Here is a 20,317-nt window from a genome sequence, read left to right on the forward strand (position 1 = left end):
GTGCCGGTCCGGACAGGCGCGACGGGGGCCGGCGCCAGGAGGTGTGGCATGCACAACCAGTGGGACGTGGAGCTGAGCTTCGAGGAAGACGGCGTGCACACGGCGTGCGACGCGAGGCTGACCGGCGCGAGGGCGCCCGGCCTCAGCGCCCACGGGGAGTCCGTCAAGAGCGCGGACGACCGTCCGCTCGCCAGGATCGGCGAGGAGGTCGCGGCCTCGCGCGCCCTGGAGGAGCTGTCCCGCAAGCTGCGGGCCCAGGCCACCGGGGAGATCGAGGACGAGGGACACCGGCCGGGCTACCTGATCTACTGACGATCGACGGCTACTGATCCGTCAGCTGCTACTGACGATCGACTCAACGCGCCTCGGACGTAGGCGGGTTGGGGCCGCCGCAGTACGGCTCTGCGGCGGCCCGAGCCCCGCCTACGCGCGTGCAGCCTGCTTCCGCCGTGCGGTGCGCTTTCGCGCCGGGACGAACAACACCGCGATCACCGCCGCCACGACCAGCAGTACCGCGGTCGCGACGAACGCCCGGTCGTACCCGGAGGCGAGCGCCTGGAGCGGTGCGTCGCCCGCCTCCGTCGCGTGCCGCGTGGCCGCGACCGCGAGGGCGGAGATCACGGCGAGGCCGATGCTCCCGCCGCACTGGCGCCCTGCGTTGAGCAGTCCGCTGACCAGGCCGGCCTCGCGCGGGTCGACGCCCGAGGTGCCCATCGCGGTGTTGGCGACCGCGCAGATCCCGATGCCCACACTGGTGACCAGCGACGGCCCGATGAACCCGGTCAGATAACCGGAGGAGACGCCGAGCCCGCTGAACCAGAGCATCCCGAGGGGAACCGCGTTGATCGGCCCCATCCGCGCGATGGGTGCCTGGGCGGCGGCCTACGGGGACGCCGTCGTGTCGGCCCAGGACCGTTTCGGCCGGCTGTAGCGCCGGCCCCTGCAGAAGTTCGGGTCACCCCCTCACGGCCGCCAGGAACTCCGTCAGCCGCCGGTTGACCTCGTCCGCGCCGGCCGTCGGCAGGTTGTTGTGGGCCACGCCGGGCAGGACGGCCACGGTGGCGTCGGGCAGGGCGCGCCGGGCGGCGTCGGCGACGCGGTGGGCGTCGTGGGTGCGGCTGTGCTCGGCGAGCAGGACGAGCGTGGGCGCGGTGAGCGTGCGCAGGCGGTCGGGGGTGGGCTGGGGGCCGGTGACGACGCGTGAGGCGGGGAAGTCGGCGTAGCCGAGTGCGTACACCTCGCGCCAGCCGGCGTCGAGGGGCGGGGTGCCGGCGGTCTCCCAGTCGAGGTAGGAGCGGGCCCGGGCGGCGGTGCGGCGGGGGAGGAAGAGCGGCAGGACGCGCAGGAGGTAGCCGGGGCGGAAGCCGGCGAAGCACTGGGTGGGGTCGAGCAGGGCGAGCCGGCCGGTCCGCCGGGGTGCGTGCAGCGCGTACTCGAGGGCGATCCAGGCGCCGTAGGAGTGGCCGCAGAAGTCGGCCTCGTGGACGCCGAGTTCGTCCAGGACCGCGTCGAGCCAGCCCAGCAGCCCGGGAACGCCGCCGAGCGCGGCGCCGTCGTGGACGCTGCGGCCCGGGTCGCCGATGAGGTCGACGGCGAGGACGCGGTGCCCGGCGGCGGCCCAGGCGCCGACGTTGGCGAACCACGTGGTGGAGGTGGCGCCGCCGCCGTGGAGCAGGACGAGGGGGCGGCCGTCGCGCGGGCCGCAGGCGTTGACCCGGGTGGTGCCGTGGGCGGTGCGGACGGTGAGCGGCTCGACGGGGAGGGGCCAGCGGGCGAGGAGCGCGTCGTAGGCGGCGAAGAAGGGGGCGGCGGTGTGTGCGGACATGGCGGGCCTCCGCTGGAAGAATGGAATCACTCGCCGCACAAGTATCAAGCCGGACGAGTTTCTCGCTGTACAAGTATCTCGATGAACGAGAGAATACTGGCACATGGGGTGCCGAGGAAGGACGAGAGGGTGTCGGACGTCAGGGACCCGCAGGTCGAGGACCCGATGCGGCTGGTCCACCTGCTGCGCGGGCTGACCGTCGAACTCGACCTGTTCGGGGCCGAGTTCGCGAGCCGCAGCGGGCTGCACCCGACCGATCTGCGCGCGCTGATCCACCTGCTGGACGCCGACCGGGCCGGGGAGGTGGTCACCCCGGGCCGGCTCGGCGAGGCGCTGCGACTGAACTCGGCGGGCACCACCGGGCTGGTGGACCGGCTGGAGCGGCTCGGGCTGATCCGGCGCGAGCGCGATCCGCGGGACCGGCGGAAGGTCCGGCTGGTGGTCGAGGATGGGGCGATGGAGCTGGGGCAGGAGTTCTTCGGCGAGCTGATCGGCGATCTGGTGGGCGCGATGGGGCGGTTCGACGCGGCGGAGCTGGCGACGGCCAGGCGCTTCCTGCTGGCGATGACGGACGTGGTGGCGGCCGCCCGCCGCGGGGCGGTGGGTCAGAACCAGGTCTCGCAGTAGTGCGGCCCGGGGTGGCTCCACCGTTCTGTACGGCTTCGGGGGGACAACTGTCGTTCCGTGTACGGGCGGTGGACACCTGTACGGAGCCGGTGACGACTCCCGCGTCAGGCGGGCCCGAGGGACCAGCTGATCACCGACAGCGTCGCCATCGAGATGAGCGTCGACCACAGCACCGCCTCCCGGGCGAGCGCCGTGCCCTGCCCGTACTCGCGCGCGTAGACGTACACGTTCTGTGCGGTGGGCAGGGCGGAGAAGAGCACGACGGTGAGCAACTGGTGGGCGGGCAGGTGGAGCGCGAAGGCGGCGACGGCGTACGCGGCCAGCGGCTGTATCAGGGTCTTGACCGCGACGGCCAGGCCGACCTCGGCGTGGCGCGAGCCGCCGGTGGTGGGCGGGCGGTTGTGCAGCGAGATGCCGAGGGCGACCAGAGCGGTCGGCACGCCGGCGCCGCCGAGCAGTTCGCAGGAACGGTTCAGCTCGGCGGGCAGGTGCAGGCCGGTGGCGGACACGGCGGCGCCGAGCGCGGCCGCCAGCAGGATGGGATTGCGGAGGGGGAGGGTGAACAGGGCGCGCCGCCCGGCCGTGCGGCCGTCGAGGACGGCGAGTACGGCAGGGGTGACGAGCAGGGTCTGGAACAGCACCACCGCAGCGGCGAACGACGCGTCGCCGAGGACCTGCATCGCCACCGGGATGCCGAGGTTGGCCGAGTTGACGTACCCCGCGGCCATGCCGCCGATCGCCAGTTCGCCGGGCTTGCGCCGGAACAGCAGGTGTCCGGCGAGCAGTCCGATGCCGGCCGCGACGGCGGTGCCAGCGGCGAAGGCGAGCATCGAGGCGTTGGCGAAACGTTCCAGCGGGGTGCGGGCGATCATCAGGAAGAGCGCGGCCGGCATCGCCACGTGGAAGACGAACCGGCTGAGCACCGCCTCCGCCTGCAGGCCGAGCAGCCCGGACCGGCCGACCAGGTAGCCGACCCCGGTGAGCGCCCAGATCGGGGCGAATCCGGACAGCAGCGGTGGCAGGGTGGGCATGGTTCCTCGGATCGCTCGGACGGTGCGCCGGGTCGGACGGTGCGCCAGGTGGGCAGGGTCTTCCGCCCGGAGCAGTGGACCCGGGCAGTAAACCAGCCGCGTCAACCGGTCGATCACGGGCCCGGGACACCCGGACCGTCGCGAGGGCGGGCCCGAAGGCAGGCCCTACGATGAGTCGATGAACTATCTGAGCCTGGCCGAGGTGGAGACGATCGCGCGTCGCGCGCACGAGGGGCAGGTCGACAAGAACGGACACCCCTACAGCGAGCACATCGCCGCGGTCGCCCGGGGAACGGCGGCGCGCGGGGGCACCGAGGCGCAGATCGCGGCGGGTTGGCTGCACGACACCGTCGAGGACGGCCGGCTCAGCCCCGAGTGGCTTGCGGAGGCCGCGCTGCCCGAGTCCACCAAGGCCATCGTGGAGGCGCTGACCCGACGGCCGGAGGAGCCGGTCGAGGACTACACCGCGCGGATCCTGGCCACGCCCGGGGCCCTGCTGGTCAAGCGCGCCGACCTGGCCCACAACTCCGACCCGGCCCGGCTCGCCGCGCTGGACGCCGCGACCGCGGCCCGGCTGACCGCCAAGTACGCACGGATGCGGGAACTGCTGGGACTCACCGGGGAACTCTGACACCCTCGGGCGAACCGTCAACTCGGTTACAGGGAGCGGAAACGGCGGCAGGGCCCGCACCACGCGGATCGCGCGGGTGCGGGCCCTGCCTGGTCACCCCGGTGGTCCCTGTCCGACCCCCGGGGTTGGGGGGAGTGGCCAGGAAGCGGGTGCAGCCGGTGTGTGCCGAGGGGTCGGCTTAGTACCAGTGGTGGGTCTGCCAGAACGCCCAGGCGGCGTTCGGGCTGCCGTAGCGGGTGTTCATGTAGTTCAGCGCCCACTTGATCTGGGTGGTCGGGTTGGTCTTCCAGTCCGCGCCCGCGGAGGCCATCTTCGAGCCCGGCAGGGCCTGCGCCAGACCGTACGCGCCCGAGCTCGGGTTGGTCGCGGTCACGTTCCAGCTGGACTCGTGGGAGATGATCTGGCTGAACGAGGCCAGCTGGTTGGCCGGGACGATCTTCGCGGCGATCTGCTGCGGGGTCGCGGCGCTCGCGGTGGCGGGCATGACGCCGGCGCCCAGGGCGGTCAGACCGGCGACGCCGGCGAGAAGAGCGGCGGAGGTACGCATACGGAGCTTGAAAGCGGGCATGAAGAACAAGACCTCAATCAGGTTGGGCCGGGTCACACCCCGCCCAGGACCATGGCCGGACAGGGGCCGACGGTCGCGGGGCGTGACTCGGCAGCAAGCCGCTGACCGGCGGGACAGGAGCCGGTGCGGCTGACGACGAGAGCCATTGTTGCCAGACCGGATCGGCCGCCGCCAAGACCCCCTCGATACGATCCGCGGTCGTACCTGCGGTGGTCGCCGTGGATTCGAAGGACCCAATGCGCGGGTCGTGCGTGACACGCGCCGACCCCTTCCGACCTGCCCGAATGCCCGCAGGGCCGAGATCGGTGCGGCGGCTGCGGCGGCACCACTATCGTGCGTCGTGGACCGCTTTCCCGTGTGAGCGCACTCACCGTTCAGCCCCCGGGGGTGGTCACCGGCCGGTCCGCGGCCGCCACTTTGGGTACAGACGATCTGTGCCTCGATGAGACCGCCGCCACACGACGCCCGTCACCGGGAGCGCCGATCGCCCAACCGCCGGTGCCGCGCCGCCCGCGCCGCGAGGCGATCCGCCTCCGGAGCCGCCGCCAGTACGCCGACGGCCGCCCCGACCGCCTGCCCGAGCCGCTCGCAGAACGCACCCGGCTCGTCGGCGGCGTCCGGCAGCTCCGGCACCACCGCGTCCACCAGCCCGACCTCCGCCAGGTCGTACGCGCCGATGCCCTGCGCGCGGGCCAGCTCGGCGGCGTGCGCACCGTCCCGGTGGACGATCGCGGACGCACCCTCGGGCGGCAGCGGCGCCAGCCAGGCGTTCCCGGCGGCGATCACGCGGTCCGCCGGGAGCAGGGCGAGCGCCCCGCCGCCCGAGCCCTGGCCGAGCAGCACCGCCAGGACGGGGGTGCGCAGCGCGAGCAGGGTGGTCAGGCAGTGCGCGATCTCGATCGCGACGCCGTCCAGCTCGGCCTGCGCGGACAACTCGGCCCCGGCCGTGTCCACCACCGTGACCAGCGGCAGCCCCAACTGCTCGGCCAGCCGGGCACTGCGCCGAACGGCCCGCAGGTCGGCCGCGGTGAACGGGCGCTCGTGGTCAGGGGTCTGCCGCTGCTGGCCGACGACGAGAACGGGCCGCCCGCCGAGGACGGCGAGCGCGCGGACCAGCGCGCCGTCCCGGCCGCCGGGCGCGTCGAGGAGCACGAGCTCCTCGGCGGTGCGGCGCAGCAGCTCGCGCGTACCGGGGCGGTCGGGCCGCCGGGTGCGGCGGACGGAGTCCCAGGCGTCGGGGCGCTCGGCGGGCTCCCCCATCTCGGCGGGCTCGTGCGCAGAGAGGGAAGCCGGGGCCGTCACAGGTGCGGCCGTCAGCACGGCGAGCGACCGTCGCACCACCTCGCGCAGCTCCTGCGGCGGCACGACGGCGTCCACCAGGCCGCGTTCGGCCAGCGTCTCCGCGCGCTGGACGTCGGCGGGCAGCTCCACGCCCCGCAGTTCCTCGTACACCCGCGGGCCGAGGAAGCCCAGCCGGGCGCCCGGCTCGGCGAAGACCAGCTGACCGAGCGTGCCCCAGGAGGCGAAGACGCCGCCCATGGTCGGGTTCCGGAGATAGGTGAGATAGGGGAGGCCCGCCGCCCGGTGCGCCTGGACGGCGGCGGTGATGCGCAGCATGCAGAGGAAGGCCGCCGTGCCCTCCTGCATCCGCGTCCCGCCGGAGACCGGCAGGGCGAGCAGTGGCAGCCGTTCGGCGGTGGCGCGCTCGACGGCCCGGGTGATCCGCTCGGCGGTGGTGACGCCGATGGAGCCGCCGAGGAAGCCGAACTCGGACGCGACCAGGGCCACCGGTCGCCCGCCGATCAGGCCGGCGCCGGTGACGACCGCCTCGTCCACGCCGGTCCGCTCCCGGGCCCGGGCGAGCGAGGCCCGGTAGTCGGGGTCGGCCGGGTGGGCATCGGCCGGAGTGTCCCAGCCGGCGAAGCTTCCGGGGTCGACGAGCAGCCCGATGAGCTGGTGTGCCGTCAGCGAAGTACCGATCCCCATGCCCTGCCCGCCCCGTCAGTGGTCGTCCCGGCCCGAAATGATCGACACTCTATGCGGCGCGGCCGGGGTGGAACGGGAGCGTCGTGAAGGTGTGAGGAGGTCGACAGCCTCGCCGCCGCCGCGCGGTGCCGGTTGGCCGGGGTGGTTCGTGAACGGTCTCGCGGAGGGTGTCGGAGAGGTCACCGTGCGACCTGAGTGCGGGTCAAGTCGGGTGCAGGGCTGGCGAGTTACCTGTCGGTAAATTGTTGTCGCAGGGCTTCCGGAGTAATCGGAGGCTCGCCACACTGTTTGACATGACCCGTACTCTACGCGCGTGGAAGACCCGCGCTGCCGCCGTCACCGCCGTCGTCCTGATGACCCTCGCGCCCGTCGCCGTCGCCACCGAGGCGCACGCCGACGTGAGCGGAACGGTCTGCCTCTCCGCCCTGCCGCCCGAGGCCACCGACACCCTCAACCTGATCGCCACCGACGGGCCGTTCCCGTTCGACCAGGACGGTCAGGTGTTCCAGAACAGAGAGCACGTGCTCCCGAGCCAGTCCAACGGCTACTACCACGAGTACACCGTCATCACGCCGGACTCCCCGACCCGCGGCGCGCGCCGGGTCGTCACCGGCGAGGCCTTCCAGGAGGACTACTACACGGGCGACCACTACGCGACGTTCTCCCTGATCAACCAGGGTTGCTGATCCCGCTTTCGTTGGCCCCGGCGACGCTCTCGCCGGGGCCAACGGCGTTACAGTGCCGGGTAGTTCAGAGGCGCGCCGGTGGCGCCGGTGCGTCACCCCCTCCTCGACGTCTTCGCTCCCGGGCCGCCCACCCAATGCCCGTCCCGTCGCCCGGCCCGTCGATCGGCGAGGAGTACCCGGACCGGACCTCCGCCGACTGTCCGGAGGCGGAGCAGGCCGGCCTTCCGGGGGCGACGAAGTCCGGTTCGGGGAAAACCGGTTCGGGTATCGTTCCGGCATCGCCCGGGCATCAGGGATGCGTACGGAACGCCCGCCCGCGCGTCAGCAGCCCGTCAACGCCTGGCAGCCGGCCCCACGGCCGCGCTTTGCTGGGACGACACGGGTGAGCGGGACCACACAGGTGAGCGGAAGAACGGGACGGACGATGACTGACAGCGGCGTGCCCGACGCGGCGGGCGAACCCGACGACGGCCGGGGCCGGATCGTCGTCGGCGTCAGCGGCTCCCTCGGCAGCCTCGCGGCCCTCCACCACGCCGTCGCCGAAGCCCGCCGCACCGACGCCGAGGTCCTCGCCGTCCTCTGCTGGACCCCGAACGGCGGCGACACCGGCCACCGCCGCACCCCCTGCCCGCCGCCGCTCACCGCGAGCCGCGACGCGGCCGTCGCCCGCCTCCGCCAGGCCCTCGACGAGGCCTTCGGCGGCGGCTTCGCCGGCGTCCGGCTGCGCTGCCAGGTCGTCCGCGGCGAGACCGGCCAGGCACTGGTCCGCTGCGCCGACCGCCCCGGCGACGTCCTCGTCCTCGGCGCCGGTAGTCGCGGCAGGCTCGCCCGCATGCTGCGCCCGTCCGTCACCGCCTACTGCGTCCGGCACGCGACCTGTCCGGTGGTGGCCGTCCCCAAGCCACCGCTCCAGCGCGAACTGGAGGCGCTGGAGCGCAGCCGCGGTGTGAGCTTCATCCCGGTCGGGCGGTAGGAGGCTCGCTACCGCGGCGCTCCAGAACCCTGGCAGCTAACTCGACGGCGGGCCACCAGCTGGTTGCGGCGAACGGCTCGATCACCTCCCAGGCGGATCGGTCGGCCCGGCCGCCTCGGCGAGGACGGCGGCGGTTCGGCGGCCGGCTTCCAGAGCGCCGGCGGCGGTGGCGGGGAGGCAGCGGTCGGCCGCCGGGTCGTACTCGGTCATCACCACGCCCGCGTGGTCGGTGGGGAGTTCGTAGAGCCGGGCCGTCGGGGCGACGGTGCTGAGTCGTCGGGTGTGCTCGGCCCCCAGCACCTCGTCGGCCGTGCCGTGCACCAGCCAGAGCGGTACGGGGGCGGGGCGTCCGGCCAGCACGTCGAGGGGCGCCTCGCCGGTGGTGACGGCCGGGCGGTCGTAGCTGGAGGCGATGCCGACGGCCGCGACGGGCCGCAGCTCGGCGGGAGTGGCGTCGGCTACGGCCACGGCGACGGCCTCCCGGCCACCCATCGACCAGCCGGCCAGGACGAGCCGGTCCGGGTCGCCCCCGAGAGCGGGCGCAGCCTCGCGGGCGTGGGCGAGGGAGGCGAGGAGCTCGGCACGACCGCCGTCCGCGCGGTCGGAGCGCCAGTCCGGCACGAGCACCAGCAGCCCGTACCCCGCCGCCTCCCGGGCCAGCGGGCGCAGCACGTCCCGCTCGTCGGGCCCCCGCCCGTGCCACAGCAGCACGACGGGCACCGGCCCGGCTGCCCCGGCGGTTCCGGCCGGCGGACGGTGGACGTCCATCGGCCGCCCGTCCGCGTAGAGGACGACCTCGGGGGCCTCAGGTCGAGTGCTGGTCATACCGGGTTCGCCTCCGGTTCGGTGAAGGGCCTCTGACCTGGTACTGTACTTCTCGTCGCGAGGGAGATGATCTCTCGTCAGGCGTCAGCGGTGCTACCAGAGCACGTCCTACTTTCAGTAGGGAGAGTCCGTGCAACCCGGGCCTGGCGCTCCACTGTCGGATGAGGTCCGGTACCCACTTGGGTGCCGGGCCTTTTCTGCTTTGACGACCAGGATTGGCCGGGTGTCAGGACGGCCGGCGATCGGAGCCGAGTTCGCGGGAAATGCGTGGTCATCCCGTCGGTGATCTGGAAATCAAGGTCCTCAGCACCCTCGGCCCGCGCCTGGGCCGAGGGTGCTGAGGACATCGCGCGGTGGAAAGCGGATCTGCGGTCTCAGGGGTGGACGAACGCGTAGGCCTCGTGGGCGAGTTGGGGCCAGGGGAGTTCGCTGGCGGGATCGAGGGCGAGCCATTCGCGCATCGGTTTGCCCTTGCCGGCGTCGAAGTGCGTGCCCTCCCCGGCGGCGACCAGCTCGTCGACCCGGGCGCGAGGCAGTTTGAGGACCAGACGGTCGGCCGAGAGCATGGCGAAGATGTGGCCGTCCGCCTTGAGCGCGTCGGAACCGAAGCGACGGCCGGGGCCGGCGCCGGGTGGTGTGACGCCGTCCAGGTCGGCCAACTCCTCCACGAGGGCGGCGAATCGGTCCTCGGGCTGATCGGGTGCTCTGCGGGTCATGTCAGGCGGCCTCCGCCGATTCGTCGGGTGGGACGGCGATCAGGCTGAACACCGCCCCGCTGTCGTCCCGGACCAGCGCCGCGCGGCCGAAGGGCGTCGGCTCCGGCCCGGTGAGCACGGTGCCGCCGAGTGTGCGCAGGTGTGTGGTGGCACGGTCGGCGTCGGCGGTCGCGAAGGAGGTCAGCCAGGCCCCCGGGCCGTGCGCGTCGGCGGGCCCGATCCCGCCCGCCGGGAGGCCGTCGGAGCGGAAGACGGTGTAGCCGTCCCGCGGCTGGTCGTAGGTGTAGCCGAACACCTGCCGGTAGAAGGTGCGCACGGAGTCCGGGGAGGGGGAGAGGTGCTCGTTCCAGGTGAACGTGCCGGGTTCGTTGACCAGCCCCGCGCCCGGCACCGGCCCGCCCTGCCAGAGGCCGAACACCGCGCCCAGCGGATCGGCGGCCAGTGCGGCTCGGCCCTGGTCCGGCACCTCGTACGGCTCGCGGAGCAGGCGCCCGCCCGCTGCCCGGACGGCGGTGGCGGTGTGGCCGACGTCCGGGGTGGCGAGATAGGTGATCCAGGCGGCCGGTGTGCTCGGTGGTCCGATGACGGCGACCTGCGCCCCGTGCAGCGTGGCGATCGCCTCGGCCGGGCCGGTCGCCACGAACTCCCACCCGAGCAGCGCGCCGTAGAATCGCTCGGCCCGGTCGACGTCCGGCACCGCGAGTGCCACCCAGCACGGGACGCCCTCGTGGTACCTGCCGGCCTTCGGCATGCCGCCCTCCTGGCGCTCGCCCGCCGCTCGTTCGCGATTCGTCCGCCGGGTTTGCCGCGTCCGCCGGGTCCGCCCCCACTGGCCAGCCTCCGCGCCCGGTGTGCGAGCGGCAACCCGGGATCTCAGGCCACACCGCGCGGCCGGAACTGGATGCTGATCCGCGGCCCCACCGGCCGGGCCGTCTTCGGGATCGCGTGCTCCCAGGTCCGCTGGCAGGAGCCGCCCATCACCACGAGATCCCCGTGCCCGACCGGCTGCCGCACGACCGCGCCGCCCCCGTACCGGGGCCGCAGCAGCAGCGCCCGCGGCTCGCCCACGGACAGGATCGCCACCATGGTGTCCTCGCGGTTCCCGCGCCCGATCCGGTCCCCGTGCCAGGCCACGCTGTCCCGCCCGTCCCGGTAGTAGCAGAGTCCGAGCGTCCGGAACGGCTCGCCCAGTTCCTCCGCGTAGTGGGCGCTCAGCGCCTCGCGTGCCTCCCCGACCACCGGATGCGGCGGTTCGACCCCCTCCGGGTACGACGCGAGCAACCGCGGCACCTCGACCATCCGCTCGTACATCTCCCGGCGCTCCGCCCGCCACGGCACGCCCGCCGCCAACAGGTCGAACAGCCGGTCCGCCCCGCGAAGCCACCCGGGCAACACGTCCAACCACGCCCCGTCACCGAGCACCATCCGCCGCATGCCGTCGAACGGCCCGAGGCGGATGCCGTCCCCGCCGACGTGGTTGAAGTCGTCGAGGGTGTCGACGCTGTCGAACAGCGAGGGCTGGAGGTGGACGGTGCTGCGCATGGCTCCAGCGTACGCCTGATTCGAACAGGTGCTCGAGCCGCTTGGCCCTCCGGTCGGCGAGCTGAGCATTGCGGCTGGTGGGCGAGTCGATCTCTGTTGGGCGACGATGCGGAGCTCGTTGTGGAGCGGGCGCATAGGATCGCCGGCATGGCACTGCGACCTGTGATGGTGAACATCAAGGCTCTTGATCCCTCGGCGGTCGGCCGGTTCTGGGCGGAGGCGCTCGGCTGGAGTGCTTACAGCCCCGGTGTGACCACCTACGTCGGACCCGCCGGCGGCCTCGTCTGGCCGGACCCGGTCGTTGTCGGCATCGACGTCGTTCCCGTCCCGGAGCCCAAGACGACAACGAAGAACCGTGTGCACCTCGATCTGGCCACCACCTCTGCGGCCCATCAGACGGAGCTGGTCGCGCGCCTCCAGGCTCTCGGTGCGACGCCAGCCCACGTGGGCCAGGGCGACGTACCGTGGACGGTCCTCGCCGATCCCGAGGGCAACGAGTTCTGTGTGCTGGAGCCTCGGGCGATCTACCGGGGCACCGGGCCGATCGCCGCGGTGGTGGTCGACTGTGCGGATCCGCGGGCCATGGCCCGGTTCTGGGGCGAGGCGATGGACTGGACCCTGCACGAGGTGGCCGACGATCATGCGGTGTTCCGATCCGCCAAGGGTGTCGGACCCTATCTCGAGTTCCTCCGCACGCCCGACGTGAAGACCGTGCCGGACCGCGTCCATCTCGACCTGCTGCCGTACCCCGGTGACGACAAAGCAGTGGAGGTGGCCCGGCTGCGGGCCCTCGGCGCCACCGACCTCGACCTCGGCCAGGGCGACGTCTCGTGGACGTGCCTGGCCGACCCGGAGGGCCACGAGTTCTGCGTCCTCGAACCGTCCTGACGCGGAGCCGAGACGACGCCCCGACACGTGGGCCCTGTCTGCTCATGTGCCATGACCCCGAGTGGGTTGCGCTGCGGCGTCTCGGTGGATTCGGGCGGCGAGAGCTTGCAGGAACGTCCAGTCGTTTTCCGCGACCAGTGCCTTTCCCGTGACCAGGAGCGAGGCAGAGTCGGCCTCCTGTGGCGGATGCCGCCGCAGCGTCACCAGTGCGAGGAGGCTGACGATGCCGCCGGTGATGACGGCGGCCTCCAAGGTGCGAAGGCCGACGTAGCCGACGGCGAGACCTTCGCTGTGTCGCCGGGCGACGGGGAACAGTGTGAAGGGGTGCTGACGATCGCGATGGCGAGGACCACCCCGAACAGGGCGCCCAGGAGCGCTGGTGTCCGCGCGGTGCGTTGTCGTGCCCAGTCAGGTGAGCGAACTTGGGGCGGCGGCGTCGGGGGTCCGGCCGTCCTGGGCCTGCTGGGAGCGGGTGGCGAGGAGGCGGGCGAAGGCGGTCAGGACGGGTATGTCGGCGGCGGTGGCGCCCGGGCCGGAGTCGTGGACGTGGAGGAGCGTCGTGCCGACCCGGACCAAGGCCTCCCCGCCCTGCGAACCGCGGGTTCGGGCGGCGCTCCGGTCGCCGATCGGAGGCAGGGGGACGGTGACGGGTGCGTCGCCGCCGCCCGTGCTGCCCAGCATCGTGTCGAAGGCCCGGCCGGCGGCCTCGGGTGAGGCGAAGGTGAGCACGGTGAACTGCACGCTTCGCCGGGAGCCGACGCGGAACGTCACGGTGGCGTAGGCGAGTTGCTCGTCGCAAGTATCCCGGACGACGCACGGGACATCGTCCGTCGTGCCGGTCCCGGCGTGCGGGCCGCTCTCGATCCGCCAGCCGCTCGGCATGGCCTGGACGTCGGGCAGGACGCCTTGGGCCTGGCCTGGGTCGCGGAGGGCGGTTGCGGCGTGCGCGTAGCCGTGCACGCCGGGCTGGAGGAGAGGCCGGCTGCCGAGGTTGATCCCGAGGGCGACGAGCGAGGCGACGACCACCAGGGCGAGCGTCACCAAGATGCCGCCGGTGGTGCGGCGGGCGGAGGTGGGGGGCGGACCGATACGGAGGTGGACGGTCGGCGGGTCGGCGGGCCTGCCGAGTTCGGTGGTGAGCAGGTAGCCGGCGAACGCCGGGTCCTCGGTGAGGAGTTGGGCGACGACGGTGGTCAGTGCGGCCCGCGCCTTCGGATCCGCCGGGCCCGCCTCGATCGCGTCCACCGCCTGCGCACCGGCGGGCATCGCCCGCAGCCGCGTCCGTACGAGATCCGCCACCACGCTCCCCGGCGCCGCCGGCGAGCCCCCGGCGGCCGTCTGTCTCAGCGCGTCGACGACGCGAGCCACCAGCTCCTGGCCATCCGCCATGACAACTCCCCCTACCGCACGAGTCGTTGACACCACCATCCCGGAACCGCGGCCGTTCCGGACACCCGCCGACGAAACGGGAACGGAACTGCAACGCCTTTCGGACGCCTACGGGACGAGCGAGAACGCCCGCTGCTGCGCCTTGCCGAGGTGGTGCACGGCGACCCGTGCGCGGGCAGGTCGCGGCAGGGCTTGGCGCGGGTGCGCAGGGGTGTGCGGGCCGTACGGATGGACGAATGCCCATCCCTGGCTCGAAGGGGTGTGCGGACATGAGCGGTTCAGTGCCTCGCATTCCGCCATTTGGGTTATCTCGGGGCGTGGTCATGCCGATAAGGACAGCGACGTCCGAACTCCGTGAGGAGGAGACATCATGCCGGAGCTGTGGCTTCCCGGCGCCGAGATCCACGACCTCGGCGACCATGCGCCCACCGACCAGCAGTACCCGCCGAAGGCCATCGCCCACATCACCTGGGACCGTAACGCCACCCCCTCCGCCCCGCAGGACTGGTGCCCGTTCGACGACCTGGTCGCCTACTTCACCGGCGCCGGCGCCGGCGATGCACCGCACATCGTCTGGGACCCGTTCAGCGGTCGCGCGGCGCAGTTGTTCCCGGCCGACTCGCGTTCCAAGAGCCTGCTCAGCCCGCCCGCGAGCCCGACGCGCACCAACCGGGCCGGGCGGGTGCTCATCCAGATCGAGGCGGTGTTCTTCCCCTACTGCCGCCACCAGGGGACCGTCTACGCCCGGCTCGTCGACACGCCGTGCGCCGGCTGGGACCGGCTGCACGCCTGGATCGCCTCCTGGGGCGTGCCCGACGTGTGGCCGATGGGCCGGCCGATCGATTTCGGCAGCCACCGCGACGAGCAGGTGTGGGAGACCCGCGGCGGCTGGTACGCGCACGCGCACGTCCCGTACAACGACCACACCGACCCGGGCTCCTGGCCGAACTTCGTGGGCGCCCCGTCCTCGCCGCCGCCGCCCGAGCCGACCCCGGCCCGCTACCAGGTGACCATCAACGGCCTCCGGTACGGGTACGGTGCCTACGGCTACCAGGTCACCGCCGTCGGGCGGGCGCTGGTCGCGAACGGCTTCGGCGGCCACTACCAGTCCGGACCGGGCCCGGACTGGACCGACGCGGACACCGAGAACTACGCGGACTACCAGCGGAGTCTGGGCTACTCCGGCCCGGACGCGGACGGCGTCCCCGGCGAGACCTCGCTCCGCGCGCTGCTCGGCTACCTCCCCTGCCCGCGCACCGTCTCGCTGGCCCACGCCGTCTCGGCCGCCCGGACCGACCCCGGCGCCGAGCAGGGCCACCGGACGTACGGTGCCGAAGTCGCGATCGTCGAGCAGGCCCTGACCGACGAAGGCCTGCTCGAACAGCTCTGGGTCGACGGCTCGTTCGGCAGCATGACCGTCACCGCCTACGCAGCCTGGCAGCGCCGTTGCGGCTACTCCGACGCCGACGCCGACGGCATACCCGGCTACGATTCCCTCCACCGCCTGGGCGCGGCCCAGGACTTCACCGTCACCGACTGAGCGGACCGCTGCGGCGATCGCCTTCGCCGTGATGGTCGTCGTCATGGTGGTGCCCCCTTCGTCGGACGACCGGTGAACCGGGCGCAGCGGCCCGGATCTCTGTGGCCACCACTCTCGCGGAGCGGGTCGCCTCTGTCGTCCTGCACCGGAAGGCATCTGACGTACTGCCAGGGAAGCGTCGAGGCGCTCCCCTGGCAGTGTTCGTACTCGCTTCGGAGTAGTTCTGGCTGACCCTCGGCGCTATGGCGGCCTCCGTGGTCGCGCTCACCGCGCGGTTGCGCGATGCCGTTCGCACCGTGGACGCGCACCCGACCGGGTCGATCGCGGAGATGGATCCGGGGTTCGTTCGCTACAACGCGGTGATCGTCCCGTCGGTGGCGCTGGCGCTCTATCTCTTCAACGTGATCGTCTCGGTCTGAGCCCTGGGGTCGGCGGTCGGGGCGAATACCCCGGGTGTGACCGTGCGCGGATTGCCCGTTCGATTTCCGAGCAGGCGCGATGACCTGCTACTGTTCTTCCTGTCGAGAGAAGATGATCTCTCGAACAGGCGTCAGCGGTGCTACCAGAGCACGTCCCACTTTCAGTGGGGAGAGTCCGTGCAACCCGGGCCTGGCGCTCCACTCGAAGGGGCTCGTTCCGTCCAACGGAACGAGCCCCTTCGTCGTTTTCCGGCCCCGGGCAGGTCGGCGGGTTCTTTATCGCATGCAGTGGCTGAAACCCTCTTTCGCGGCCGACTATCGGCCAAGGTCCCGTTCCAGGTGGCTGGTGAGCGATCGCCGGGAGCAGGTCCGGGGCCAGCGGTTTCACCGGCGCCGGTGATGTGACGCATCATCACACCTTGGCCGGAACTCACCGTCTGTGGTGTGAATATGCCATTGGAATGTTCGTCATACGGAATCCGGCAGTAGCCTTCCGTGTCGAACCCGCCACTCGTGGTGGCGGTCCGGCCGGTGCGGTGCTGTGCCCGGCTGCCCCAGACCCCCCGCAAAGGAGCCGGTGTGCCGGGTATCGACGAATGCCTCTCCGGAGTGATGGCGATCGCCGGCGCCCGCTCCGCGAGCCTGGTCGACTGGACCAGCGGACTCGCTCTCGGCAGCCTCGGGGAGAGCCCGACAGGCGAGCACGAGACCGCGGCCGCCGAGACAACCGACCTGGTACGGGCGGCCGTTGAGAGCCAGACCTTCGCCGGGGCGGAGGACCGGCGGTCGCCGCTTCAGGACATCATCGTCACCGCGGGCCGTAGTTACCACCTGATCTGCTTCATCGACACCGTCTTCGACAGCCGGCTCGTCCTGCACCTCTGCCTGGACCGGGAGGAGGGCAACCTCGCCGCCGCCCGCTACCGGCTGCAGGCGCTCGCCGAGGAACTGGTGCTCGGGTGAGCGCGCACGCGGCACCGGTGGCCGTGCTGCCGACCGTGGTTCCGCGGACCCCGGGCGAGGCCGTCGGCCTGCTCGCGGCCCGCGGGGCCACCGGCGCGCTGCGCGGACCGCTCGGCAGCATCTACCTCGTCGACGGTCTGGTGACCCATGCCGAGTCCGACCGCGCGCCCGACCTGGCCGACCTGCTCACCGGCTGCGGCCGGATCGCGCCCGAGGAGTGGCAGAGCCTCGTTCGCGTCCACGGACCGCACGCCCGGGTCGGGGAGGCACTGATCGACCAGGGCCGCCTCACCCGCGGCGAGCTCGAACTCGGCCACCTGGGCACGCTGTTCGACGCCGCGTTCTTCGTCCTCGCCGACGTCGACGGCGGCCTCTGGCGATTCGAAGCCGGTGCGCGGCACTGGCTCGGCCCGGTGACGACGGTCGACGCCGAACGGCTCTGCCGGGAGACCGAGCGCCGGCAGCGGCTGCTGGACGGCATCTGGCCGTGGCCGCAGCTCGACACGGCGCCTGTCCGCCCCGCCGAGGCAGCCCGGCGACCGACCCGCCGACCGCCCGGCCGCCGCCGACGGGAACTGCTCGACCACGCGGACGGCCGAAGAACACCGGCCGAACTCGCCCGTCTGCTCGGCCGGTCCGGGTTCGGCGTCACGGCGGACGTCCGCAGGCTCGCTGCGGCCGGGCTGCTCGACGCCCCACGGCACGCCGCCCCGGCCGTCCCCGGGCCGGAACCTGAACCCGTCCCCGCGCCCGAACCCGCCCCCGGCCAACCGGCTCGCGCGCCTGATTCCGCCCCAGCCGGCTCCGCGCCCGAACCCGCCGCCGGAGCCGCCGAACCCGTCCCGGCCCCTGCCCCCGCCCATGCCCCCGCCCCGCGCACCGGCGGCCTGCACCGCCGAGTCCCCGGCGCCACCCTCACCGGCGCCGCGGCGCCCGGCCCCACCCGCTTCGCCCACCCGCCGACCCCGGCAGCGGCCCACCCGCTGACCGTCCCCGACCCGGACATCGCGCTGCTGACCCGGGTCCGAACCCTTCTGGAGGCCCGACTTTGAACCACTCTCCGCCCGCGACCCCGCCGTCACGGTCATGAGGCGGGCGCTCAAGCAGCGTGTCGGAAGGAGACAGCTGATCGCCTTGGAGACCGAGCTGCTCGCCGAACTCCGTGCCGTGAGGCATCGCATCCCGCACCTCGCCGGCGGCCTGGTGGCCAGCGTGGACGGTCTGCTGGTCGCGCACGACACCCACGGAACCGAGCCCTCGGGCCTGGCCGCGATGACGGCGGCGTCGCTCTCCCTGGCTCAGCGGCTTGCCGACACCACCGGCCAGGGCGACTTCCGGGAGTCCCTGGTGCGCGGCGAACACGGCTACATCGCCACCTACGCGGCCGGCGGCAGCTGCGTCCTCACCCTGCTGGCGCACCCGGACGTCAGCGTCGGCCGGCTGCACCTGGAGGCCCGCCGCTCCGCCGGGCGGATCTCCGCACTGCTCACCGACACCCTCGTGCCGAAGGACCCGAGGGACGCCGACTGACCGCAAGCCCCTGAAACCCGACTGGCCGCAAGCCCCCTGGACATCGGCCAACCACCCCCGCGGCCACCGACCGGCCGCCGGCCCCTGACCCACCGCTCGACGAACCACTGCTCGACCAACCACTGCTCAACCAACCACCATCCACGGAACTGGAGTTACCGACATGACCGACGCAGCCGGCGCCCTCAAGCAGGCCATGACCAGCATCGAGGGCGCCATCGGCGCCGCGCTCGTGGACTACAGCAGCGGCATGGCGCTCGCCACCCTCGACGGCCCCGGCGGGCTGGACCTCAACGTCGCCGCCGCCGGGAACACCGACGTGGTCCGCGCGAAGATGCGCACCATGGACATGCTGGGACTGCAGGACGGCATCGAGGACATCCTGATCACCCTCAGCAGCCAGTACCACCTGATCCGCCCGCTCACCGGGCGCACCGGCAAGGGCCTCTTCCTCTACCTCGCGCTGGACAAGGGCCGGGCCAACCTGGCGATGGCCCGCCACCAGCTCACCAGGATCGAGGCCGATCTGGAGGTCTGAGTCCGCTCACCGGGATCGGGGCCGGAAGCCTGAGTCTCCTCGGCCTCCGCACGGGATCGGAGCCCGGCGGGTCACTCCTCGCCGGGGCCGGTCTCCGCCTCGATCCAGCTGACCTCGCCGCCCGGCAGCCCCGCGCACACCGCGCCGTCCGGCGTGACCACGCTCCACGGCGCGAGCTGCGCGTGCGGCGGGACGGACAGCGCGCCGCCCCCGGTGAAGCCCAGCTCCAGCCCGCCGGCCAGGGTGATCCGGGCCGAGTCGACGGTCCGCCCGACGAGCGCGAGCAGCGTCGCCGTCGGGCGGAACGTCAGCGCCGGGAAGAAGTGCTCCACCTCGGCCGGCGCGGCGAAGGACGGTGCCGCGAACCGGAACTCGTGCGCCACCCGGACGGTCACCGGGCCGTCGAGCGTCAGGTCGAGCCGGCCGCCGCCGCTGACCGACTCCACCCGGCGGCCGGCCAGTACCTTCGTGATCCCGTTCCGCATGGTCCCAGTGTGGATCACTCCGCCGTCCGGCGGCCAGGGCACGCCTTCAGACTCCCACCGGCCGCCCGTCCACCAGTTCGAGCGGCCCGCCCGTCCGCTCCCGGGCGGCGAGCGCGGAGGCCGTCCGGGCCCAGGAGGGGGCGGACAGCAGTGCTCGCGCCTCGGCCGGCTCGCACAGGCGCCAGTCCACCAACTCGTCCTCGGCCAGGGCGATTTCGGCGAGCATCCCGTCCGGCACGGTGCCGCCGTCGAAGACGTAGACCAGCACGGCGGTGTCCCGCCCGCCCGCGGGGTGGGCCTCGGCCGACGGCAGCCAGTCCAGGGCGAGCAGCCGGCCAGGCTCGACCTCCCACCCCAGCTCCTCGCGGACCTCGCGCCGGGCCGCAGCCCGGGGCAGTTCTCGGTCCGCCTCGATGCCGCCGCCCGGCAGCGTCCAGTACGGCACCAGGCCGCGCGGCCCGTCCCAGGGCCGCAGCCGGACCAGCAGCACTCGCCCGGCGGCGTCCGTGAACACCGTCCGCGCCTTGGCCCGGATCCGCGGCCGGGTGGCGATGAAGGTGGCCCGGTCCAGTGGCGGTTCCGGGGGGACCGAAGGGGCGCTCCCCAGCGCGGCGACCCCCGCCAGCCCCGTGTACTCGGGCGGCGGGGTGACGGCCAGGTGGTCGAGCGTGTGTCCGGCGGGCCAACTGTCCTCCAGCTCCAGCGGACCGGCCGTACGCGGAGCCCGAAGGCAGGCCGTGACCCGCCGGGACAGCCGAGGTGGCAGCGCGTGGCCCGTTTCCTCGGGCGTCAGCCACGCCCAGCCGCCGACCTCCGCCGCGTCCGCCCGGATCGCCGCCGCCTGCTCCGCGCCGATCGGCTCCGCCCAGTACAGGTGCGCGGCGATCGGCGGGCGGAAGTCGTCGAGCGTCCAGTCGATGCAGGCCAGCGGCCCGAGCCGGGGCGTGAAGCCCAGCTCCTCGGCGATCTCCCGCAGTGCGGTCTCGCGCGGCGAGAGGTCCGCCGGCTCCCACCCACCGCCCGGGATCGCCACCGGATGTTTGCGGTCGTACGGCAGCCGTACCACCAGCACCCGCCCGTGCTCGTCGGGAAACAGCACTCCGGCCGCCGCCAACAGCTCCCGCCCGTTCCTCGCCGACGCCTCCACGCGGTGCT

The 20,317-nt window shown here is 73.2% G+C and carries 25 protein-coding genes; 12 read left to right on the forward strand and 13 right to left on the reverse strand.

The genetic code is table 11. The features are described 5' to 3' along the window. Positions 1–48: 48 nt before the first annotated feature. Entirely contained in the window at positions 49–312 is a 264-nt protein-coding gene (locus F7Q99_RS24940) for a dsRBD fold-containing protein (protein WP_153464935.1), read from the forward strand. Positions 313–423: 111 nt separating this feature from the next. On the opposite strand, the gene F7Q99_RS24945 is transcribed toward F7Q99_RS24940, so the two are convergent. Together F7Q99_RS24945 and F7Q99_RS24950 are read right to left on the reverse strand one after the other, a co-directional pair. Continuing rightward, on the reverse strand, positions 424–855 hold the full coding sequence (locus F7Q99_RS24945; RefSeq protein WP_153464937.1) for an MFS transporter: 432 nt from the start codon (positions 853–855) through the stop codon (positions 424–426). A 100-nt stretch (positions 856–955) separates the two neighbouring features. Then, entirely contained in the window at positions 956–1,825 is an 870-nt protein-coding gene (locus F7Q99_RS24950) for an alpha/beta fold hydrolase (RefSeq protein WP_153464939.1), read from the reverse strand. Positions 1,826–1,990: 165 nt separating this feature from the next. Between F7Q99_RS24950 and F7Q99_RS24955 the strand changes: the two genes are divergently transcribed. Next, positions 1,991–2,452 (forward strand): MarR family winged helix-turn-helix transcriptional regulator, encoded by a 462-nt coding sequence (locus F7Q99_RS24955; RefSeq protein ID WP_153466606.1) that lies wholly within the window; start codon positions 1,991–1,993, stop codon positions 2,450–2,452. 104 nt (positions 2,453–2,556) lie between these two features. Here the strand turns inward: F7Q99_RS24955 and F7Q99_RS24960 are convergent, their stop codons facing one another. Then, entirely contained in the window at positions 2,557–3,483 is a 927-nt protein-coding gene (locus F7Q99_RS24960) for an AEC family transporter (protein ID WP_153464940.1), read from the reverse strand. A gap of 178 nt (positions 3,484–3,661) precedes the next feature. Here F7Q99_RS24960 and F7Q99_RS24965 point away from each other — a divergent pair, with 178 nt between their 5' ends. Beyond that, positions 3,662–4,114, forward strand: coding sequence for an HD domain-containing protein (locus F7Q99_RS24965; protein ID WP_153464942.1), 453 nt, complete (start codon positions 3,662–3,664; stop codon positions 4,112–4,114). 178 nt (positions 4,115–4,292) lie between these two features. On the opposite strand, the gene F7Q99_RS24970 is transcribed toward F7Q99_RS24965, so the two are convergent. Both F7Q99_RS24970 and F7Q99_RS24975 read right to left on the reverse strand, forming a co-directional pair. After that, a complete protein-coding gene (locus F7Q99_RS24970) occupies positions 4,293–4,682 on the reverse strand; it encodes an aggregation-promoting factor C-terminal-like domain-containing protein (protein WP_153464943.1) in 390 nt (129 codons plus the stop codon). A gap of 468 nt (positions 4,683–5,150) precedes the next feature. Continuing rightward, positions 5,151–6,668: a carboxyl transferase domain-containing protein gene (locus tag F7Q99_RS24975; RefSeq protein ID WP_153464945.1), complete on the reverse strand. Its 1,518-nt coding sequence runs from the start codon at positions 6,666–6,668 to the stop codon at positions 5,151–5,153. A 353-nt stretch (positions 6,669–7,021) separates the two neighbouring features. Here F7Q99_RS24975 and F7Q99_RS24980 point away from each other — a divergent pair, with 353 nt between their 5' ends. Continuing rightward, a complete protein-coding gene (locus tag F7Q99_RS24980; protein WP_230210889.1) occupies positions 7,022–7,354 on the forward strand; it encodes a ribonuclease in 333 nt (110 codons plus the stop codon). 424 nt (positions 7,355–7,778) lie between these two features. Then, the gene (locus F7Q99_RS24985; protein WP_153464948.1) at positions 7,779–8,327 is read left to right on the forward strand and encodes a universal stress protein; all 549 of its coding nucleotides are present in this window, start codon (positions 7,779–7,781) and stop codon (positions 8,325–8,327) included. An 81-nt stretch (positions 8,328–8,408) separates the two neighbouring features. On the opposite strand, the gene F7Q99_RS24990 is transcribed toward F7Q99_RS24985, so the two are convergent. From F7Q99_RS24990 to F7Q99_RS25005, 4 genes are all read right to left on the reverse strand, one after another. Further along, positions 8,409–9,152, reverse strand: a complete 744-nt coding sequence (locus F7Q99_RS24990; protein WP_153464950.1) for an alpha/beta hydrolase — start codon at positions 9,150–9,152, stop codon at positions 8,409–8,411. Positions 9,153–9,526: 374 nt separating this feature from the next. After that, complete coding sequence (locus tag F7Q99_RS41455; protein ID WP_153464952.1) at positions 9,527–9,868, reverse strand: hypothetical protein; 342 nt, start codon at positions 9,866–9,868, stop codon at positions 9,527–9,529. A gap of 1 nt (position 9,869) precedes the next feature. After that, the gene (locus F7Q99_RS25000; protein ID WP_153464954.1) at positions 9,870–10,619 is read right to left on the reverse strand and encodes a VOC family protein; all 750 of its coding nucleotides are present in this window, start codon (positions 10,617–10,619) and stop codon (positions 9,870–9,872) included. Positions 10,620–10,741: 122 nt separating this feature from the next. Then, the gene (locus F7Q99_RS25005; RefSeq protein WP_153464955.1) at positions 10,742–11,410 is read right to left on the reverse strand and encodes an alpha-ketoglutarate-dependent dioxygenase AlkB; all 669 of its coding nucleotides are present in this window, start codon (positions 11,408–11,410) and stop codon (positions 10,742–10,744) included. Positions 11,411–11,557: 147 nt separating this feature from the next. On the opposite strand from F7Q99_RS25005, the gene F7Q99_RS25010 reads away from it, so the two are divergent. Then, the gene (locus F7Q99_RS25010; RefSeq protein ID WP_153464957.1) at positions 11,558–12,298 is read left to right on the forward strand and encodes a VOC family protein; all 741 of its coding nucleotides are present in this window, start codon (positions 11,558–11,560) and stop codon (positions 12,296–12,298) included. Positions 12,299–12,340: 42 nt separating this feature from the next. Here F7Q99_RS25010 and F7Q99_RS25015 read toward each other — a convergent pair whose 3' ends face one another. Together F7Q99_RS25015 and F7Q99_RS25020 are read right to left on the reverse strand one after the other, a co-directional pair. Beyond that, positions 12,341–12,706: a DUF4386 domain-containing protein gene (locus tag F7Q99_RS25015; protein ID WP_326847260.1), complete on the reverse strand. Its 366-nt coding sequence runs from the start codon at positions 12,704–12,706 to the stop codon at positions 12,341–12,343. Then, positions 12,707–13,687 (reverse strand): hypothetical protein, encoded by a 981-nt coding sequence (locus tag F7Q99_RS25020; RefSeq protein ID WP_153464959.1) that lies wholly within the window; start codon positions 13,685–13,687, stop codon positions 12,707–12,709. A gap of 370 nt (positions 13,688–14,057) precedes the next feature. Between F7Q99_RS25020 and F7Q99_RS25025 the strand changes: the two genes are divergently transcribed. The 6 genes from F7Q99_RS25025 (at position 14,058) to F7Q99_RS25050 (ending at position 18,677) form a co-directional block, all read left to right on the forward strand. Continuing rightward, on the forward strand, positions 14,058–15,227 hold the full coding sequence (locus tag F7Q99_RS25025; RefSeq protein ID WP_153464961.1) for a peptidoglycan-binding protein: 1,170 nt from the start codon (positions 14,058–14,060) through the stop codon (positions 15,225–15,227). A gap of 242 nt (positions 15,228–15,469) precedes the next feature. Then, positions 15,470–15,646, forward strand: a complete 177-nt coding sequence (locus F7Q99_RS25030; RefSeq protein WP_153464963.1) for a hypothetical protein — start codon at positions 15,470–15,472, stop codon at positions 15,644–15,646. 579 nt (positions 15,647–16,225) lie between these two features. Beyond that, positions 16,226–16,609, forward strand: coding sequence for a hypothetical protein (locus F7Q99_RS25035; RefSeq protein WP_326847091.1), 384 nt, complete (start codon positions 16,226–16,228; stop codon positions 16,607–16,609). Continuing rightward, a complete protein-coding gene (locus F7Q99_RS25040) occupies positions 16,606–17,661 on the forward strand; it encodes a hypothetical protein (protein WP_153464964.1) in 1,056 nt (351 codons plus the stop codon). The genes F7Q99_RS25035 and F7Q99_RS25040 overlap by 4 nt, the downstream gene beginning before the upstream one ends. Positions 17,662–17,743: 82 nt before the next feature. Continuing rightward, the gene (locus F7Q99_RS25045) at positions 17,744–18,139 is read left to right on the forward strand and encodes a roadblock/LC7 domain-containing protein (RefSeq protein WP_326847092.1); all 396 of its coding nucleotides are present in this window, start codon (positions 17,744–17,746) and stop codon (positions 18,137–18,139) included. A 163-nt stretch (positions 18,140–18,302) separates the two neighbouring features. Then, positions 18,303–18,677 (forward strand): hypothetical protein, encoded by a 375-nt coding sequence (locus F7Q99_RS25050; protein ID WP_153464968.1) that lies wholly within the window; start codon positions 18,303–18,305, stop codon positions 18,675–18,677. Between the two features lie 71 nt (positions 18,678–18,748). On the opposite strand, the gene F7Q99_RS25055 is transcribed toward F7Q99_RS25050, so the two are convergent. Beyond that, positions 18,749–19,162 (reverse strand): DUF6188 family protein, encoded by a 414-nt coding sequence (locus F7Q99_RS25055; protein WP_153464969.1) that lies wholly within the window; start codon positions 19,160–19,162, stop codon positions 18,749–18,751. Positions 19,163–19,208: 46 nt separating this feature from the next. Further along, positions 19,209–20,309, reverse strand: a complete 1,101-nt coding sequence (locus F7Q99_RS25060) for an NUDIX hydrolase (protein ID WP_153464971.1) — start codon at positions 20,307–20,309, stop codon at positions 19,209–19,211. Between the last annotated feature and the right edge of the window lie 8 nt (positions 20,310–20,317).

This window comes from Streptomyces kaniharaensis, assembly GCF_009569385.1.
Taxonomy (GTDB): Bacteria; Actinomycetota; Actinomycetes; order Streptomycetales; family Streptomycetaceae; genus Kitasatospora; species Kitasatospora kaniharaensis.

What these genes read in the sequence shown, in the direction of transcription:
- F7Q99_RS24945 (WP_153464937.1), bottom strand. Translation starts at nt 855, where the DNA reads ATGGGGCCGATCAACGCGGTTCCCCTCGGGATGCTCTGGTTCAGCGGG.
- F7Q99_RS24980 (WP_230210889.1), top strand. Translation starts at nt 7,022, where the DNA reads ATGACCCTCGCGCCCGTCGCCGTCGCCACCGAGGCGCACGCCGACGTG.
- F7Q99_RS24975 (WP_153464945.1), bottom strand. Translation starts at nt 6,668, where the DNA reads ATGGGGATCGGTACTTCGCTGACGGCACACCAGCTCATCGGGCTGCTC.
- F7Q99_RS25005 (WP_153464955.1), bottom strand. Translation starts at nt 11,410, where the DNA reads ATGCGCAGCACCGTCCACCTCCAGCCCTCGCTGTTCGACAGCGTCGAC.
- F7Q99_RS24960 (WP_153464940.1), bottom strand. Translation starts at nt 3,483, where the DNA reads ATGCCCACCCTGCCACCGCTGCTGTCCGGATTCGCCCCGATCTGGGCG.
- F7Q99_RS24940 (WP_153464935.1), top strand. Translation starts at nt 49, where the DNA reads ATGCACAACCAGTGGGACGTGGAGCTGAGCTTCGAGGAAGACGGCGTG.
- F7Q99_RS25055 (WP_153464969.1), bottom strand. Translation starts at nt 19,162, where the DNA reads ATGCGGAACGGGATCACGAAGGTACTGGCCGGCCGCCGGGTGGAGTCG.
- F7Q99_RS25025 (WP_153464961.1), top strand. Translation starts at nt 14,058, where the DNA reads ATGCCGGAGCTGTGGCTTCCCGGCGCCGAGATCCACGACCTCGGCGAC.
- F7Q99_RS24985 (WP_153464948.1), top strand. Translation starts at nt 7,779, where the DNA reads ATGACTGACAGCGGCGTGCCCGACGCGGCGGGCGAACCCGACGACGGC.
- F7Q99_RS24955 (WP_153466606.1), top strand. Translation starts at nt 1,991, where the DNA reads ATGCGGCTGGTCCACCTGCTGCGCGGGCTGACCGTCGAACTCGACCTG.
- F7Q99_RS25020 (WP_153464959.1), bottom strand. Translation starts at nt 13,687, where the DNA reads ATGGCGGATGGCCAGGAGCTGGTGGCTCGCGTCGTCGACGCGCTGAGA.
- F7Q99_RS25030 (WP_153464963.1), top strand. Translation starts at nt 15,470, where the DNA reads ATGGCGGCCTCCGTGGTCGCGCTCACCGCGCGGTTGCGCGATGCCGTT.
- F7Q99_RS25000 (WP_153464954.1), bottom strand. Translation starts at nt 10,619, where the DNA reads ATGCCGAAGGCCGGCAGGTACCACGAGGGCGTCCCGTGCTGGGTGGCA.
- F7Q99_RS25010 (WP_153464957.1), top strand. Translation starts at nt 11,558, where the DNA reads ATGGCACTGCGACCTGTGATGGTGAACATCAAGGCTCTTGATCCCTCG.
- F7Q99_RS24970 (WP_153464943.1), bottom strand. Translation starts at nt 4,682, where the DNA reads ATGCCCGCTTTCAAGCTCCGTATGCGTACCTCCGCCGCTCTTCTCGCC.
- F7Q99_RS25050 (WP_153464968.1), top strand. Translation starts at nt 18,303, where the DNA reads ATGACCGACGCAGCCGGCGCCCTCAAGCAGGCCATGACCAGCATCGAG.
- F7Q99_RS24990 (WP_153464950.1), bottom strand. Translation starts at nt 9,152, where the DNA reads ATGACCAGCACTCGACCTGAGGCCCCCGAGGTCGTCCTCTACGCGGAC.
- F7Q99_RS41455 (WP_153464952.1), bottom strand. Translation starts at nt 9,868, where the DNA reads ATGACCCGCAGAGCACCCGATCAGCCCGAGGACCGATTCGCCGCCCTC.
- F7Q99_RS24965 (WP_153464942.1), top strand. Translation starts at nt 3,662, where the DNA reads ATGAACTATCTGAGCCTGGCCGAGGTGGAGACGATCGCGCGTCGCGCG.
- F7Q99_RS24950 (WP_153464939.1), bottom strand. Translation starts at nt 1,825, where the DNA reads ATGTCCGCACACACCGCCGCCCCCTTCTTCGCCGCCTACGACGCGCTC.